We start from the raw sequence: 16049 nt of genomic DNA on the forward strand, positions 1-16049 counted from the left end.
GGCCGAGCAGCCCCCGGTCGACGCGGCAGGCGACCTCGCCACGACGGACGCGGTGCCCGACCCGCCCGCCGCGGGCACGGACAGCGTGCTCGACGACGGGCCCGCCGCTCCCGTCAGCGACGACGCCCCGGCGGAGGCGCCGCCGGAGCCGGGCCCCCGCGCCTGACCGCCCCGTTCGGCGTGCGGTGGTTCAGGACCTGTCCGGGACCGCCGCACGCCCGAGGGTGCGGGTCGACATCGCCATGAAGACCAGCCAGTGGGCCAGCAGGACCACGAAGTACAGCGAGCGCGCGACGTCGGCGGCGATGCTGTCGCCGGTCCACTCCGCGTTCCACGAGACCGGGACGACGGCCACCGCGAGCGCCGCGGCGGCCACCGCGCCCAGCCCGAGCGGGACCAGCACGAGCACGCCGGGCCACAGCAGCATCAGGTAGTTGTGCCAGGCGATCGGGGAGAACAGCAGCCCGGCGGCGAGCACGGCCCACGGTGCGGTGCCCGCCGGGTCGATCCGCTCCCGGTGCCGCCCCATCCACACCAGCGTGCCGACCAGCACGGCCGCCCCGAGCAGGGCGCCGAGCACCGACGGCACGCCGAACCGGACGGCGAGCCCGGGCAGCGACGCGTTGTCGACGGTGTCGGGCACCGGCTCGCTGACGGCGATGCGCAGCCACGCGAACGCGCTGGACGGGCCGGCGGCGAGCACGCCGAGCAGGGTGGCGCCGGCGGCACCGGTGATGCCCGCCCGGAACGGGCGCCAGCGCCGCTGGACGGCGGGCAGGAGCAGCAGCGGCGCGAGCGAGGGCTTGAGCGCCACCGTGATCCCGTACAGCACGGCGGCGAGCACCGGGCGCCCCCGCCGCTCCGCGATCCACCCTGCGACCAGTCCCGCGAGCAGCAGCGGGTAGATCTGACCGAGCACGAGCGTGCCGTGCAGCGGCGACGAGGCCAGCACGGCGAGCACGGCCAGCGCCGTGACCGGGCGCGTCAGCCGCAGCTCGCGGGCCACCGCGAGCACGGCGACCACCACCACGAGCAGCGTGAACACGGTGAACACGCGGTACCCGGTGAGCGCGTCGACCCCGGCGAACGGCACGAGCAGCAGCGTGAGCAGCGGCGGGTTGAGGTTCGTGAGCTTCGCCGGGGTCTCGTAGATGTCCGCGCCCCCGACCAGGGCCACCGCGGAGTGCCAGAACGTGTCGAAGTCGACGTGCAGGTCGCGCATGTCCGCGCCCGGCAGCAGCGTCACGAGCGCGTCGGGGTGGCGCACGTGCAGCGCCACGGCGGCGCCCAGCGACGCCAGCACCACCAGCCAGGACGCGGCCCGGCGCAGGACGGCCGCGCGCACCGCGGGCGCCCGGCCGGGGTCGTCCACCCCGTCGCTTCGCCTCTGGTTCTGCACGGACACGGTTCCTGACGCTATCCGGCCCGTCCGTGTTCGTCCGAACCGCTCCCCCGCAGCGGGCGGGCACGCGATGATGGGCCGCGTGACGCCACCGTTGCCCCGCTGGGTCGCCGTCGCGGTCGCGCTCGCCGTCGCGGCGGTCCCGGCGCTGCTCACCGGCGCCTGCAGCCGGGTGGTGCCCGGCGACGCACGGCCCGCCACACTGCCTGCCACGGCCGCGATCGCGGCGGCGCCACCGGCCGGGTCGGCGAGCGCGGTCGCCATGGCCACCACCGCAGCGCTGCAGGAGTTCTGGCGGCAGGAGTTCCCCGCCGCGTTCGGCCGCGAGTGGCCCGACATCACCACGTTCGCCGCCGTCGCCACCGACGACCCGCGCGCCACCCCACCCCCCTGCATCAACCGCGCCGCCGACCTCGCCGACCAGGCGTTCTACTGCCCGGCCGCAGACGCCGTCGCCTGGGACGCCGACGGGCTCATGCCGCTGCTGCACGACCGGTTCGGGCCGGCAGGCGTGGTCGTGGTGCTCGCCCACGAGGTGGGGCACGCGGTGCAGAGCCGGCTGGGCGTCGACGAGGCGCAGCAGCGCAACCCGCAGCGCTACCCCACGATCCTGCTCGAGGCCATGGCCGACTGCTACGCGGGTGTCGCGATCGCCCACCTGCTCGACGAGCCGGTCGCCGGGCTGCCGATGGGTCCCGCCGAACGCGACGAGGCGATGCGAGCGCTCGTCGGGTTCCGGGACCCCATCGGCGTCGCGCCCGGGGACCGCAGCGCGCACGGCAACGCGTTCGACCGCGTCTCGGCCTTCCAGGACGGCTACCGCGACGGTGCCGCGCGGTGCGCGGACATGACCGTCGACAACCGGGTGTTCACCCAGCGCCGGTTCGGGTCGGAGGCCGACCTGGCGCGGGGCGGCAACCTGCCGCTGCGGGAGCTGCTGGCCTTCGTCGAGGACGACGCGGGCAGGTGGTTCACCGGGCTGGCACCGGGGCGCGACGCGCCGCGCTTGAGCGCGGGCGGCGCGTGCCCGCCCGAGCGGTTGACGGCGCAGGGGCCTGCCGCGTACTGCCCCGACGACGGCGACGTGGCCGTCGACCTCGCCGCGCTCGAGGACGTGCACGGCGACATCGGTGACTTCGCCGCTGCCGCGCTCGTCGCCGGGCGGTACGGGGTGGCCCTGCTCGACGCCGTCGGCGCGGCGCCCGTCGGGCGGCCGGCGGGGGCGGGCGCCACCTGCCTCGCGGGTGCCTACACCGGCCGGTTGCTGGACGCGCCCGACGGGTTCCGGCTCTCGCCGGGTGACCTCGACGAGGCCGTGCAGGTGCTGCTGCTCGCCGACTGGGTCGCGCGCGACGCCGCCGGCGCCTCGAACCCGGCCGAGCACGGGTTCGAGCGCATCGCGCGCTTCCGCACCGGCCTGCTCGACGGCGCCGGGTCGTGCCTGCCGCAGGGGTGACCGCTTGACACCCGTCCCCCGTCCCGGGGAGGGTGGATCCCGTGGATCTTCGGACGGCGGCGCTGCTGCGGCGTCCGCTGTACGGGCAGTGCTACGACCGGGGCGACGCCGACTGGTGAGCGCCCGCGCTCCGGTCCTGCCCCGTCGTCCGAGAGGTACTCCCCGTGTCCCCGTCCCCCGTGGCGGCGTTCGTCGCCGCGCTGCCCAAGGTCGAGCTGCACCTGCACCTGGTCGGCTCCGCGTCGCTCGACACCGTGCTCGCCCTGGCCCACCACCACCCCGACGGCGGTGTGCCCACCGAGCGTGAGGCGCTGCGCCGGTTCTACGCGTTCACCGACTTCCCGCACTTCCTGAACGTCTACCACCGGGTGAACCTGCTGGTCACGACGGCTGCGGACGTCGTCACCCTGCTCGACGGGCTCGCGGGCGAACTGGCCGCACGCACCGTCCGCTACGCCGAGGTGCAGGTCACGGCGGTCCGCAACCGCATGGCCGGGATCGCCTATCCCGAGCTCGCCGCAGCGCTCACCGACGGCCGCGCACTCGCCCGGGAACGGCACGGCGTGGAGCTGGGCTGGATCTTCGACGCCGACGCGACGCTCGGGCCCGAGGGCGCAGAGGAGACCGTCGACTTCGCACTCGGGTACCGCCCGGAGGGCACCGTCGGCATCGGGCTGGGCGGACCGGAGGTGGGCGTGCGGCGCGCCGACTTCGCGCCGGCGTTCGACCGCGCTCGCGCCGCGGGGCTGCACAGCGTCCCGCACGCGGGCGAGACCGTGGGGCCCGACGAGGTGTGGGCCGCGGTCACCGCGCTGCGCGCCGAGCGGATCGGGCACGGGATCGGCGCCGCCGCCGACCCGCGGCTGCTGGACCACCTCGCCGAGCACCGCGTCCCGCTCGAGGTCTCCCCCACGTCGAACCTGCGTACGGGCGCCGTCACGGCGATCGAGGAGCACCCGCTCCCGGTGCTGCGCGCGGCGGGCGTGCCGGTGACGCTGGCCACCGACGACCCGGGGATGTTCCACACCGACCTGAACGCCGAGTACCAGCTGTGCCACGACGTGTTCGGGATGACCGTGCCCGAGCTGGCCGAGATCGCGCGGGACGGGGCGCGAGCCGCGTTCTGCGCGCCGGACCTGCGCGAGCGCATCCTCACCGAGATCGACCAGGTCGAGGCGGCAGCCGTCACGCACGCGGGCTGATCAGCAGACCCGGGACGTGAGCTGCGCGGATGCCGCTCACGTCCCGGTCTGTCGATCAGGCGGCTCAGAAGAGGGCGCGGGCCAGCGCGCGCCGGGCCGAGCTGACGCGCGGGTCGTCGGCCGGGAACAGCTCGAACAGGCCCACGAGGTGCTCGCGCACGCGGTCGCGGTCCTCACCCGAGGTGCGTGCCACCGCCTTCACCAGTCGGTCGAACGCCGCCTCCACGCCGTCGGCCGCGACCTCGGCGTCGGCGGCGGCCAGCTGCGCGTCGACGTCGTCGGGCGCGGCGTCGGCGCGCCCGATCGCCGACGGGTCGGCGGCCTCCGCCCGCGCCAGGAACCGCACCTGCGCCAGCGCCGCGGCGGCCTGCTCGTTGGCCGGCTCGGCGGCGAGGATCTGCTGGTAGGCGGCCTCGGCAGCGGGGTAGTCGCCGCGTTCGAGTGCGTCCTCGGCCGCGGTGAAGCGCGGGTCCTCGGGCTCCTCGGCAGGCTCCGCGTCGGCCGTGGCGCCCGCCTCGGCCTCGGCGATGGCCGGCATCCGCTCACGCAGCGCGTCGAGCAGGGCGCTGATCCACTGCCGGACCTGGGGCTCGGGCAGCGCGCCGTTGAACGCGTCCACCGGCTGGCCGCCGACGACGGCCACCACCATCGGGATCGACTGCACGCCGAACGCCTGCGCGATGCGCGGGTTGGCGTCGATGTCGACCTTGGCGAGGATCCACGCCCCGTTGCCGGCCTCGGCGAGCCGTTCCAGCACCGGCGAGAGCTGCTTGCACGGGCCGCACCACTCCGCCCAGAGGTCGACGACGACCGGGACCTGCAGCGACCGTTCGAGGACGTCCGCCTGGAAACTCTGCTCGGTGACGTCGACGACGAACCGGTTGCCACCTCCACCGGCGCCGCCGCCGTCGGTCTGCGGCGCGGCCTGCTGGCGGGCGGCCGCATCGGAACGGGCCTTCAGCGCGGAGAGGTCCACCGCGCCTGCCATCGCGCGCGACAGAGCGGCCGTCTGCGCGGCCTGACGAGGATCGGGTCGAGACACGCCGTTCATCCTGCCACCGGCGGCCCGACCCGTGCGCACCCGGCGAAGATCAGCCGATCGGGTTGCCCCGACCCCGGGATCCCGGCCCACGAGCACTCACCGTGCGCGATCCACCCGTCGCCCTGCGCAATCGATCACCGGACCGGTGGAGCACCAGACGTCCCGGCCGCTCGTTGAGCATGTGTGAGTGACCGGATGGTCGCTCTGCGTAGACATCTGCTCGGCCGCACCTCGCGGCATCCCTCACTCGAAGGAACCCGCATGAGCTCGGAGAACACCGTCGCCGACCGCCTGCTCGAGGACGCCCGCAAGAAGACCGCCAAGAGCGAGAGCCCTGCGCTGGGCAAGGCGGCTCTGATCGTGGGTGTGATCGCCCTGCTCGTCAGCCCGATCTCGATCCTCGGGTGGATCGTCGGCGCCGTGGCCATCGGCCTCGGCGTCGCGGCCGTCCGCCGCCCGGTGACCGCCAAGCAGGCGAAGATCGCGATGGCGCTGGGCGGTGCCGCGATCCTGGTCGGCGTCTTCTTCTACACGCTGAACGTCTCGCTGGGCTGATCCGCGTCACCGGACGGGCCGCACGATCACCGATCGCGCGGCCCGTTCCGCGTCAGCCGGGTCAGCCGTCCTCGAGAGCCGCCTCCACCCGCTCCACCTTGGACGTCAGCTGTCCGCTGTAGCCGGGCCGGATGTCGGCCTTGAGCACCAGGCTGACCCGCGGCGCGTGCGCCTGGACGGCCTCCACCGCTCGCTTGACGACGGCCATCCCCTCGTCCCACGTCTCGGCCTCGATGGTGGTGAACATCGAGGTGGTCTCGTTGGGCAGACCCGACTCGCGGACGACCCGGACGGCGTCGGCGACGGCGCCGCTCACGCTGTCGCCGGCGGTGCCCGCCGGCGCGATGCTGAAGGCGAAGAGCATGCCGCCACCCTGCCCCAGCCCGACCCCCGGGCGCGACCCGGAGGACGCACTGGTCCGGGTCACGTGACAGCAGCACTGCTAACGTCGCCACCCATGGCCAGCCGGGAGCCACTGCCGTTCGATCCGATCCTGCGCGCCGCCGAACTGTGGGACGAGCGCATCGGTCCGGCACGCACCATGGCCGCGGTGACCAGCGTGATGCGCGTGCAGCAGATCCTCCTCTCCGCCGTGGACGGGGCCCTGCGCCCGCACGGGCTGACCTTCGCGCGCTACGAGGCGCTGGTGCTGCTGACCTTCGCCCGGACCGGTCGGCTGCCGATGCGCGTGATGGGCGAACGGCTGCAGCTGCACCCCACCAGCGTGACCAACATCGTGGACCGCCTCCAGGCGGACGGTCTCGTGCGCCGCGCGCCGCACCCCACCGACCGGCGGGCCACGCTCGTGGAGATCACCGAGGCCGGCTCCGCCCTCCTGGAGGACGCCACCAAGTCGGTGACCGCGATCGACTTCGGCCTCAGCGGCCTCACCCCGGAGGAGGAGACGCAGCTGACCGTCCTGCTCGGGCGCGTGCGGCGGGCGGCAGGCGACTTCGAGGAGCGCACCGACCAGCGCCGCGCCTGACCGCCGAGCGATCACGGCCCCGCCTCCTCCGCGCCGCTTCCCCCGCCGGCCCCGTCGCCGGGCACCTCGCCGGGCACCTCGCTGGGCACCTCGCCGGATGTGCCACCCGGCCCCGAGTGCCCCGCGCCGCCCGGCCACGAGCGCATCGTGCGCCCGCCCGTGGAGCGCCCCGCCGCCCGCCTGCCGCGCCTCCGCCGCCCGCCCGGCCCGCTCCCGGCGCCCCGGCTCCCCAGGCCGGTTCCCCGGCGCGCCGAGGCGCGCTCGCGCCGCCGCCCTGCGTGATAGCCGGCCACCACGCCACCCGCCGAACCGGCGAGCGCACCCAGCGGGCACCCCGTGAGATCCACCGGTGCCACCCCCTCCGCTGTTGTCACCGAACCGCTGTTACCGCCCTGTTGCCGCAACACCGTTGACGGTAGGCGCCACCCCCGACATCCTGGGCCGGCCACGGGTCCACGACGGGGAGGAGAGGGCGTGCGGGAGCGCTCGATGCTGCTGGTCACGCTGCTCGCCGCCATCCTCGTCACGGTGGTCACCACGGCGGTGCTCGTGCTCGTCGAGCCCGCCGCCCCGCGGTCGGAGGCGGTGCGCACCGGGGCACTCAGCGGCGGTGCCGTCATCGCGCTCTACGCCCTGTGGCTCAACGACCGCAGGAGGCGCATCGAGGAGGCCCGCCATGACCTGGAGGGCGAGAAGGTCGCCGACGAGCGGTTCGCGCGCTCGGTGGAACTGCTGGGCAACGACGCCGACCAGGTGCGCGTCGGCGCCCTGCACGCGCTGGCCTGGCTGGCCGGGTCCACGCCCCGCTACAAGCAGACCGTCCTCGACGTGCTCTGCGCCTACCTGCGCAGACCCTTCGAGCACCCCGGCCTCCCCGACGCCGCCGAGGCGTCCGACGCCACACCGCAGCGCGACCCGGTGGCCGACCGGGAGCGCGAGGTGCGCCTCACCGCACAACGGCTGATCACCGACCTGCTGCCGTGGGGCGAGGACCGCGATCCCCGCGCCTACCACCTCGACCTCACCGGCGCGCGGCTCGAGCACTTCCGCCTCGAGGGCAGGCGCATCGGCCGGCTCACCGCACGCGGGGCCCGCTTCCACGGCATCACCAGGCTGTCGCAGCTGGACGCGGCCAAGCCGGTGTGGCTCACCGACGCGGTCTTCTCCGGTCGGCTCGACATGCGCGACGCCCGGTTCCACGGCGGCGTCTCGTTCCGGCGCGCCACCTTCGGCGGCGAGGTGGCGCTGGCCGGGGCCACGGTCGCCTCGTTCGTCGACCTCACCACCGCCGCCCCCGGCACCCAGGTCGGCACGATGCGCGCCGAGGACGGCACGAGGGTCGAGGGCGCCCCCGGCCGCTGGGCGGTGGAGGCGCTGGCACCGTGACCGGGTTGCAGGCGGCGCGGACGGCGCGCGGGTGGTCGCAGTCCGAGGCGGCTCGGGAGCTCGTCGCGCTGGCCAGGGCCCACGGGGCACCGGTGGCAGCCGCCGCGAGCCTCAAGACGTTGCTGTCGCGCTGGGAGAACGGCCGCGCCGTACCCGAGCCGCAGTACCGCGACCTGCTGAGCGAGCTGTACGGACGCACACCCGCCGAGCTGGGCATCACCGTCCCGTCCGCGGACCCGACGGCCGAGGCGGCGCCCGCCCGGCTGCGCGCCGCGCTCGCCGCCGCCGCGGCCGTCGACACCGCAGTGCTCGGTCTGTGGCGCGAGCAGCTCGCCATGGCCGTCCGGCTCGATGACGAGCTGGGCGTCGCCGGCGCCGCCGAGCTGGTCGCCGCGCTGGTCGAACGGCTCGACGACACGCACCGGCACGTGCTCGGCGATCCGGAGCGGGCCGCCGTGGCCGCGGTGCTGGCGCCCGCCGCGGCGCTGGCCGGCGCGCAGGAGCTCGACCGGGGTCACCACGACCGGGCGTGGCAGCGCTACGACCGCGCCCGCACCGCCGCGGCCGGAGCGGGGCAGGCGGACGGCATCGCCGCGGCCGTCGCCGGGCAGGCCGACGTGCTGGTCGACATCGGCGAGCCCGCCGCCGCCGTCGCGCTCCTGGAGGCGGTCGAGCCGAGCCTGGACGGCGTGGCCCGCGCCCGAGTGGCCGGTGCGCGGGCCGCCGCGCTGGCGGCCATGGGCGATGCCCCGGGCACCCGTCGGGCGCTCGACGTCGCGACCGCGCAGCGGGTGCGGCGGGCACCGACCGACACCGTCGAGCCCCCGTTCGCGGTCGAGCTGGCCGACGTCGACCGCTGGCACGGGCACGCGCTGGCCGTCCTCGGCGACGCGGCGGCCGTCGCCCCGCTGCAGCACGCGCTCGCGGCCCCGCCACGCTCGGTGCGGCACCGCGCCGCCCTGCACGCCGACCTGGCGCTCGCGCTGGCCGCACGGCACCCGGAGGACGCGGCGCTGCACGCCCGGCAGGCCCGGACGCTGGCCGAGCGCATCGGATCGGTCCGCACGCAGTCCCTCCTGTCCTCCGCCACCACGACCACCCGGGCGATGATCGATCCGAGATCCAGCTCAGCGCCCTGACGAGGGCGATGAGCTCGATCTGGGAACGATCAAGCGCCAGTGCGACCGGCGTGACCGTGCACGTCGTCAGTGCGGTGGCCACGAACGTGCACCGGGTCATGCATCGGCCGGTCAGAGACCACCGACGCCGCCGCCGACGCACCCCGTCTCCGCCGACGCCCCCCTTCTCCGCCGACGCCCCCCGTCGACGGGTAGCCCGAGGCGAATCCGGGGGCGTGAGCGGGCACGGGGGGCGTGAGCACCCCTCGACCCGGCGCCTGCCGCCACGTGGGGCGGGTTGCGGTGGGCGCGCCGTCCCCGGCTCGAGACCTCCTGCCCCACCCTGTTCCAGGCGTCACTCGCAGTTCGGCCCGGCGCCCTACCCGACCTCCGGTGGCGAGGGTGGCCGGGTTGGCAGAACTACTGGGTTACGGGGTCGCCCTGGCGGCCGTCCCCGACCTGGCCCAGGCCTGTTCACGACGAGATCGTTCCTGTCGGGTGCCACTCATCTGGCTGTGGTGCCGTTCCCCAACCCCTCCGACACTGCCTTGGTCAGGACCGATGATCACCGGGACGGGGTGGAACGGGACCACAGCAAGGTGCGCACCCGCCAGACAGCGACGGGCTCGTCCAAGACAGGCGTGGGCCAGGTCGGGAACGGCCGCCCAGCCGGCCACGATATTCGGTACTTGACCCAACCCGGCCACCTCGCCGACGCGAGAGGTCAGGGGAAGGCGCCGGCAGCGCCGAAGACCCCGGCAGGCGCGAGGGGCAGTGGTCTCGAGCCGGGAACGGCGCGCCCACAGGAGATTCCCCCGACCACGTCGACACCATGGGCCTGGACACGCGACCGGGACGTGCCCAGCCGCGTTCAGCGGAACGCGGGAACGGCCATGATCAGCAGAAGTGGTGTGAGAGCGACAGATCTGTCGCCGTCACACCACTCCTGGCGATCACCCCGCGAGAAGTACGTGAGCGCGGCCGCGAGGGCCCTGGTGTGCGACTCACACCGCGCGCCACCTGGTGATCGAATCCGGCGCTGCGCTAGCGGCCGGACCCGCCCAGCCGGCCCGTCAGCTCGTCGGCAGCTCGGTAGGGATCGAGCTCCCCGTCCAGCACGCGCTCGGCGAGCTGCGTGAGCCCGGCCGCGCCGCGCAGGTCCTCCATCCGGCTGCGGACCTCGTCGAGCGCGATGGCCCGGATCTCGGCCGCCGCGCGGGCCCGCCTGCGCCGCCTGCGCTCGCCGCTGCCGTCGAGCCAGTCGCGGTGGGCGTCGAGCGCGGACACCAGGTCGTCCACCCCCTCGCCGCGCGACGCCACGGTGCGCACGACCTGTGGCCGCCACCCGTCGTCGGTGGGCGGTTCGGCGAGGGAGAGCATGGTGCGCAGGTCGCGCACGGTCTGCCGGGCCCCGTCGCGGTCGGCCTTGTTGACGACGAAGACGTCGGCGATCTCGAGGATCCCGGCCTTCGCGGCCTGCACCCCGTCACCCGTGCCCGGCGCGACCAGCACGACCGTGGTGTCGGCAAGGCCGACCACCTCGATCTCGGACTGGCCCACGCCGACGGTCTCGACGAGCACCACGTCGCACCCGGCCGCGCCGAGCACCCGCAGGGCCTGCGGGGTGGCGCGGGCGAGCCCGCCGAGGTGCCCGCGGGTGGCCATCGACCGGATGAACACCCCGTCGTCGGTGGCGTGCTCGCCCATCCGCACCCGGTCGCCGAGCAGGGCGCCGCCGGAGAACGGCGAGGACGGGTCGACGGCCAGCACCCCGACCCGGCGCCCCTGCGCGCGAAGCGCGCCGATGAGGACCGAGGTCGTGGTCGACTTCCCGACGCCCGGCGCCCCGGTGAGCCCCACGACGTGGGCGCGCCCGGTTCCGGGCCCGAGTGCGCCCGCCACCTCGCGCAGCGCCGCCTCGGCGCCGTCCTCGACGAGCGAGAGCAGCCGCGCGACGGCCGGCTGCTCCCCGCGCCGGGCGCGGTCGACCAGCTCCGGGACGTCGAGCCGCCGCGGCACCTGCTCGGCTCAGCTCGCCGCGGGCACCCGGATGATCAGCGCGTCGCCCTGGCCGCCGCCGCCGCACAGCGCAGCCGCGCCCGTGCCGCCGCCGCGGCGCCGCAGCTCCAGGGCGAGGTGCAGGGCGATCCGCGCGCCCGACATGCCGATCGGGTGACCGAGGGCGATGGCGCCCCCGTTGACGTTGACCTTGTCGGGGTCGATGCCGAGCTTCTTGGTGGACACCAGCCCGACGGCGGCGAACGCCTCGTTGATCTCGACGAGGTCGAGGTCGCCTGCGCCGATGCCCTCCTTCGCGCACGCCTTCTCGATCGCGTTGGCCGGCTGCTCGTGCAGGCTCGCGTCGGGGCCCGCGACCACGCCGTGCGCGCCGATCTCGGCGATCCAGTCCAGCCCCAGCTCCTCGGCCTTCGCCCGGCTCATCACGACCACGGCCGCGGCGCCGTCGGAGATCTGGGAGGACGAGCCCGCGGTGATCGTGCCGTCGGAGGAGAAGGCGGGGCGCAGCTTCGCGAGGCTCTCACCGGTGGTGTCGCCGCGCACGCCCTCGTCGGTGTCGACGACGAGCGGGTCGCCCTTGCGCTGGGGCACGCTGACCGGCGCGATCTCCTCGGCGAACGTGCCGTCGGCGGCCGCCTTCGCGGCCAGCTGGTGCGAGCGCGCGGCGAACGCGTCCTGGTCCTCGCGGGTGACGCCGTAGCGCGCGTTGAACTTCTCCGTGGACGCGCCCATCGGGAGCTGGTCGAACGCGCAGAACAGGCCGTCGTGGGCCATGTGGTCGAGCATCGTGACGTCGCCGAACTTGAAGCCGGCGCGCGACTTGGGCAGCAGATGCGGCGCCTGCGTCATCGACTCCTGGCCACCGGCCACGACGACGTCGAACTCGCCGGCGCGGATCAGCTGGTCGGCCAGCGCGATGGCGTCGAGCCCGGACAGGCAGACCTTGTTGATCGTGAGCGCCGGGACCTCCATCGGGATGCCCGCGCCGTACGCCGCCTGCCGGGCCGGGATCTGCCCGGCAGCGGCGGTGAGCACCTGGCCCATGATCACGTACTCGACCTGGTCGGGCGCCACGCCGGCCCGCTCCAGGGCAGCCTTGATCGCGACGGACCCGAGCTGGGCACCGCTGAAGTCCTTGAGCCCGCCCGACATCTTGCCCATCGGGGTGCGGGCCCCGGCGACGATCACGGATCCGGACACGGCTGACCTCCATCGGCTGCGCTGGCGGGCGAGGCCGACGATACCCGCGGGTAGCCCCGGAAGCGGCCGTGAGCCGCGTCTCCACCGACGAGCGGCACTCCCGTCGGCAAGGAACCGACGAAAGTGCCGTTCGTCGGGGGACGGGGGGTTATCGTCCGCTCATGGGAGAGCACATCGTCGTCGCTGTCGACCACGTGGGCATCGCCGTGGCGGACCTCGACGCCGCGATCGAGTGGTACGCCTCCACCTTCGGGCTGGTGATGACGCACACCGAGACGAACGAGGAGCAGGGCGTCCGCGAGGCGATGCTCTCGGCTCCCGGCGACGCGGGCGCGGCCGTCCAGCTGCTCGCCCCGCTGCGCGACGACTCGGCCATCGCGAAGTTCCTCGACCGCAACGGGCCCGGCGTCCAGCAGCTGGCCTACCGGGTGGCCGACGTGGACGCGAGCTGCGCGGCGCTGCGCGAGAAGGGCATGCGGCTGCTGTACGACGAGCCGCGCCGCGGCACCGCGGGGTCGCGCATCAACTTCGTGCACCCGAAGGACGCGGGCGGCGTGCTCGTGGAGCTCGTCGAACCGGCCGCCGCGGGCGGCGCAGAACACTGACGTGGGCACCGTCACGGCGCGGACCAGCACCGATGGCAGTTACCCTACCGACCAGTAACCCACGGTGACCACGACTCGAGCCAACGGAGGCCAGCCGTGCAGGAGATCCGCGACGCCATCCTCGCCGAGCAGTTCGACGCCCTCGCCGGCCTGGAGGTGCCCGACCACTACCGAGGCATGACGGTGCACGCCGACGAGGCGGAGATGTTCGCGGACGTGCCGTCCGCCGAGAAGGACCCGCGCAAGAGCCTGCACCTGGACGAGGTGCCCACGCCCGAGCTGGGGCCCGGCGAGGCCGTCATCGCCGTCATGGCCTCCGCGATCAACTACAACACGGTGTGGACCTCGATCTTCGAGCCGCTCCCGACGTTCGGGTTCCTGCGCCGCTACGGGCGGCTCTCGCCGCTGACGAAGCGCCACGACCTGCCCTACCACGTGGTCGGCTCCGACCTCGCCGGCGTCGTGCTGCGCACCGGCGCAGGCGTCACGCGCTGGAAGCCCGGCGACCGGGTCGTCGCGCACTGCCTGTCGGTCGAGCTGGAGAGCCCCGACGGGCACGACGACACGATGCTCGACCCTGAGCAGCGCATCTGGGGCTTCGAGACCAACTTCGGCGGCCTCGCCGAGCTGGCGCTGGTGAAGTCGAACCAGCTGATGCCCAAGCCGGAGCACCTGACCTGGGAGGAGGCGGCCTGCCCCGGCCTGGTCAACTCCACCGCCTACCGCCAGCTCGTCTCTCGCCACGGCGCCGCCATGAAGCAGGGCGACACCGTGCTGATCTGGGGCGCGTCGGGCGGACTGGGCTCCTACGCCACGCAGTACGCGCTGAACGGCGGCGCGATCCCGGTGTGCGTCGTCTCGTCGCCGCAGAAGGCCGAGATCTGCCGGCGGATGGGTGCCGAGCTGGTCATCGACCGCAGCGCCGAGGGTTTCCGGTTCTGGAAGGACGAGCAGACCCAGGACCAGCAGGAGTGGAAGCGCTTCGGCGCCCGCATCCGCGAGCTCACCGGTGGCGACGACCCGGACATCGTGTTCGAGCACCCGGGCCGGGAGACCTTCGGGGCGAGCGTCTACGTCGCGCGCAAGGGCGGCACGATCGTCACCTGCGCGTCCACGTCGGGCTACGAGCACAGCTACGACAACCGGTACCTCTGGATGAGCCTCAAGCGGATCATCGGCTCGCACTTCGCCAACTACCGCGAGTCCTTCGAGGCCAACCGGCTGATCGACAAGGGCCTCATCCACCCGACCCTGTCGCGGGTCTACCCCCTCGAGGAGACCGGGCAGGCCGCGCTCGACGTGCACACGAACAGCCACCAGGGCAAGGTCGGTGTGCTCGCGCTCGCCCCGGAGGAGGGGCTGGGCGTCACCGATCAGGAGAAGCGGGCCCGCCACGTCGACGCGATCAACCGGTTCCGCGGGGTCTGACGCTCCGCGTGCACCCACAGGGGTGAGGCTCTTCACCCCCGAACGTGGACCGGGCTGCCGTCCTCGGGACGCCCGGTACGGTGATTCCATGGCCGGACAGCACGCACCACCTCCGTCCGATGCCGGCTTCGAGGTCGTCCGCAAGGGCTACGACCAAGGGCAGGTCGATGCGCACATGCGGCGGCTGGATGCGGAGGTGAGCATCCTCGTCACGGATCGGGACGCGGCGCTCGCGCAGTCCGCGCAGCTGGCGAGGGAGCTGGACGAGGCACGCGTGCACGCGGAGCGCCTGCGCGCCCAGGTCCGCTCGCTGGCCAGCCCGCAGCAGAGCCCGCAGAACACCAGCGAGCGGATCCGCTCGATGCTCCGGCTGGCCGAGGACGAGGTCGCCGACATGCTCGGCCGTGCCGAGACGGAGGCGAACCGGCGCACCAAGGAGGCCGACGCGCAGGCCGAGCAGACGCTCGCCGCCGCCCGCGCCGACGCCGAGTCCCTCCGCGAGGAGGCCCGCACCGACGCCGAGAAGATGCGCCAGGAGACGGCGGAGGAGCGCGAGGAGTTCGTCCGCGAGCGCGAGGAGGCCCTGGAGCGCCTGGCCGCCGAACGGACCGCCACCGAGGCCGACCTCAGGGCCAGGGCCGAGGCCGCCGAGGCCGAGCGCGCCCGGGCGTGGGCGGAGTCGGAGGAGCGCCGCGCGCTGGTGGAGGAGGACTTCAGCATCGCCATGGACCAGCGCCGGGCCGAAGCGCTCGCCGCCCTCGGCGCCGAGCGCGCCGCGGCCACCCGCGAGGCGGAGGAGCTGCGCGAGTCCGCCCGGTCCGACGCGCGGGCGACCATCGCGCGGGCCGAGGCCACGGCCCGCGAGATGATCGCCGACGCCGAACGCCGGGTGGCCGAGCTGGTCACCGCCCGCGCACGCATCGCCGAGCAGCTCGGTGTGACCCGTTCGATGCTGGACGACACGCTCGGCTCGCTGGCCCTCCCCCCGGAGCAGCTCCTCGCGCCCGCGCCGCCCGCGCACGATCCGGCGCCCTCGCGGAACGGCTCGAGCGCCGACGCCGCGCAGGAGGACGTCTCGACCGACGAGCCGGGGGCCGAGCGCGACCGGACCACCGGCCGTCCCGAGGACAACGGCTCCGGCCCCGAGCACGAGGGCACACCGCCCTCCGACGACGAGCCCGAGGACGCCGCGCAGTCCGGCCAGCCGCAGGCCCCCCGCCCCCACCGCCGCCAGCGGCGCCGGTCCAAGGCCGGATCGACCCGCCGCTGACCGCCCGGCCGTGGCGTCGGGAAGGCCCACGGCCACGACCGGTGGCGTGAGCGGCGGTCACCGCTCCCGGCCGTCCCCGCGATCAGCGCCGGCGCCCACCCGGACGCCGGCGTCCGCGTGCCGCCCAGCAGGCCGTGTGCCAGTGCCGCCGGTCGGCGACCGTGCCCACCTCGTCCGCGGGCCAGGCCACGACGTGACCGGTGCCCGGGCGGATCAGCTGCTCGCAGCCGGGGCAGCGGTAGTCCTTCGCGGCCGAGGAGCCGGTGACGCTGCGCACCACCCAGTCGCCGTCGGACCCGGACTCGCGGCGGGTGACGGCGGCCGAGCGCAACGGCACGTGCTCGGGACGGCGGGGTCGGTTCGAACGGGGCACTTCGTGCC

At 74.9% G+C, this 16049-nt stretch carries 16 protein-coding genes; 9 read left to right on the forward strand and 7 right to left on the reverse strand.

Translation table 11 applies throughout. The annotated features are described in order from the left end of the window. Positions 1-190 precede the first annotated feature (190 nt). Complete coding sequence (locus tag FB558_RS08475) at positions 191-1405, reverse strand: glycosyltransferase family 87 protein (RefSeq protein WP_170231237.1); 1215 nt, start codon at positions 1403-1405, stop codon at positions 191-193. A gap of 79 nt (positions 1406-1484) precedes the next feature. Here FB558_RS08475 and FB558_RS08480 point away from each other — a divergent pair, with 79 nt between their 5' ends. Beyond that, positions 1485-2858: a neutral zinc metallopeptidase gene (locus FB558_RS08480; RefSeq protein WP_170231238.1), complete on the forward strand. Its 1374-nt coding sequence runs from the start codon at positions 1485-1487 to the stop codon at positions 2856-2858. Positions 2859-3022: 164 nt separating this feature from the next. After that, positions 3023-4060: an adenosine deaminase gene (gene add / locus FB558_RS08485; protein ID WP_246106323.1), complete on the forward strand. Its 1038-nt coding sequence runs from the start codon at positions 3023-3025 to the stop codon at positions 4058-4060. Positions 4061-4124: 64 nt separating this feature from the next. Here the strand turns inward: add and FB558_RS08490 are convergent, their stop codons facing one another. Next, on the reverse strand, positions 4125-5048 hold the full coding sequence (locus tag FB558_RS08490) for a tetratricopeptide repeat protein (protein ID WP_142053893.1): 924 nt from the start codon (positions 5046-5048) through the stop codon (positions 4125-4127). A 315-nt stretch (positions 5049-5363) separates the two neighbouring features. Between FB558_RS08490 and FB558_RS08495 the strand changes: the two genes are divergently transcribed. Continuing rightward, complete coding sequence (locus FB558_RS08495; protein ID WP_142049986.1) at positions 5364-5657, forward strand: hypothetical protein; 294 nt, start codon at positions 5364-5366, stop codon at positions 5655-5657. A gap of 61 nt (positions 5658-5718) precedes the next feature. Here FB558_RS08495 and FB558_RS08500 read toward each other — a convergent pair whose 3' ends face one another. Beyond that, entirely contained in the window at positions 5719-6021 is a 303-nt protein-coding gene (locus FB558_RS08500) for an MTH1187 family thiamine-binding protein (RefSeq protein ID WP_142049989.1), read from the reverse strand. 93 nt (positions 6022-6114) lie between these two features. Here FB558_RS08500 and FB558_RS08505 point away from each other — a divergent pair, with 93 nt between their 5' ends. Continuing rightward, a complete protein-coding gene (locus tag FB558_RS08505) occupies positions 6115-6642 on the forward strand; it encodes a MarR family winged helix-turn-helix transcriptional regulator (protein ID WP_142049992.1) in 528 nt (175 codons plus the stop codon). A gap of 11 nt (positions 6643-6653) precedes the next feature. On the opposite strand, the gene FB558_RS08510 is transcribed toward FB558_RS08505, so the two are convergent. Further along, positions 6654-6989, reverse strand: coding sequence for a hypothetical protein (locus tag FB558_RS08510; RefSeq protein WP_142049995.1), 336 nt, complete (start codon positions 6987-6989; stop codon positions 6654-6656). Positions 6990-7116: 127 nt separating this feature from the next. Here FB558_RS08510 and FB558_RS08515 point away from each other — a divergent pair, with 127 nt between their 5' ends. Together FB558_RS08515 and FB558_RS08520 are read left to right on the forward strand one after the other, a co-directional pair. Further along, complete coding sequence (locus FB558_RS08515) at positions 7117-8028, forward strand: pentapeptide repeat-containing protein (RefSeq protein ID WP_142049998.1); 912 nt, start codon at positions 7117-7119, stop codon at positions 8026-8028. Then, positions 8025-9167 (forward strand): helix-turn-helix domain-containing protein, encoded by a 1143-nt coding sequence (locus FB558_RS08520; RefSeq protein WP_142050001.1) that lies wholly within the window; start codon positions 8025-8027, stop codon positions 9165-9167. The genes FB558_RS08515 and FB558_RS08520 overlap by 4 nt, the downstream gene beginning before the upstream one ends. A gap of 1023 nt (positions 9168-10190) precedes the next feature. Here the strand turns inward: FB558_RS08520 and meaB are convergent. After that, positions 10191-11165 carry a methylmalonyl Co-A mutase-associated GTPase MeaB gene (meaB, locus tag FB558_RS08525; RefSeq protein ID WP_142050004.1) on the reverse strand — a complete coding sequence of 325 codons (975 nt, stop codon included), beginning with the start codon at positions 11163-11165 and terminating at the stop codon, positions 10191-10193. 9 nt (positions 11166-11174) lie between these two features. Continuing rightward, positions 11175-12365 (reverse strand): acetyl-CoA C-acetyltransferase, encoded by a 1191-nt coding sequence (locus FB558_RS08530; protein ID WP_142050007.1) that lies wholly within the window; start codon positions 12363-12365, stop codon positions 11175-11177. A gap of 161 nt (positions 12366-12526) precedes the next feature. Here FB558_RS08530 and mce point away from each other — a divergent pair, with 161 nt between their 5' ends. The 3 genes from mce to FB558_RS08545 all read left to right on the forward strand — a co-directional run bounded on the left by mce (position 12527) and on the right by FB558_RS08545 (position 15668). Beyond that, a complete protein-coding gene (gene mce / locus FB558_RS08535; RefSeq protein WP_142050010.1) occupies positions 12527-12970 on the forward strand; it encodes a methylmalonyl-CoA epimerase in 444 nt (147 codons plus the stop codon). Positions 12971-13066: 96 nt separating this feature from the next. Continuing rightward, entirely contained in the window at positions 13067-14398 is a 1332-nt protein-coding gene (gene ccrA, locus FB558_RS08540; protein ID WP_142050013.1) for a crotonyl-CoA carboxylase/reductase, read from the forward strand. An 88-nt stretch (positions 14399-14486) separates the two neighbouring features. After that, positions 14487-15668, forward strand: coding sequence for a coiled-coil domain-containing protein (locus tag FB558_RS08545; RefSeq protein ID WP_142050016.1), 1182 nt, complete (start codon positions 14487-14489; stop codon positions 15666-15668). Positions 15669-15750: 82 nt separating this feature from the next. Here the strand turns inward: FB558_RS08545 and FB558_RS08550 are convergent, their stop codons facing one another. Then, positions 15751-16041, reverse strand: a complete 291-nt coding sequence (locus FB558_RS08550; RefSeq protein WP_142050019.1) for a hypothetical protein — start codon at positions 16039-16041, stop codon at positions 15751-15753. Positions 16042-16049 lie beyond the last annotated feature (8 nt).

The sequence above is a fragment of the Pseudonocardia kunmingensis genome (assembly GCF_006716445.1).
Classification (GTDB): Bacteria; Actinomycetota; Actinomycetes; order Mycobacteriales; family Pseudonocardiaceae; genus Pseudonocardia; species Pseudonocardia kunmingensis.

What these genes read in the sequence shown, in the direction of transcription:
- FB558_RS08495 (WP_142049986.1), top strand. Translation starts at nt 5,364, where the DNA reads ATGAGCTCGGAGAACACCGTCGCCGACCGCCTGCTCGAGGACGCCCGC.
- FB558_RS08490 (WP_142053893.1), bottom strand. Translation starts at nt 5,048, where the DNA reads ATGGCAGGCGCGGTGGACCTCTCCGCGCTGAAGGCCCGTTCCGATGCG.
- mce (WP_142050010.1), top strand. Translation starts at nt 12,527, where the DNA reads ATGGGAGAGCACATCGTCGTCGCTGTCGACCACGTGGGCATCGCCGTG.
- FB558_RS08545 (WP_142050016.1), top strand. Translation starts at nt 14,487, where the DNA reads ATGGCCGGACAGCACGCACCACCTCCGTCCGATGCCGGCTTCGAGGTC.
- FB558_RS08500 (WP_142049989.1), bottom strand. Translation starts at nt 6,021, where the DNA reads ATGCTCTTCGCCTTCAGCATCGCGCCGGCGGGCACCGCCGGCGACAGC.
- FB558_RS08505 (WP_142049992.1), top strand. Translation starts at nt 6,115, where the DNA reads ATGGCCAGCCGGGAGCCACTGCCGTTCGATCCGATCCTGCGCGCCGCC.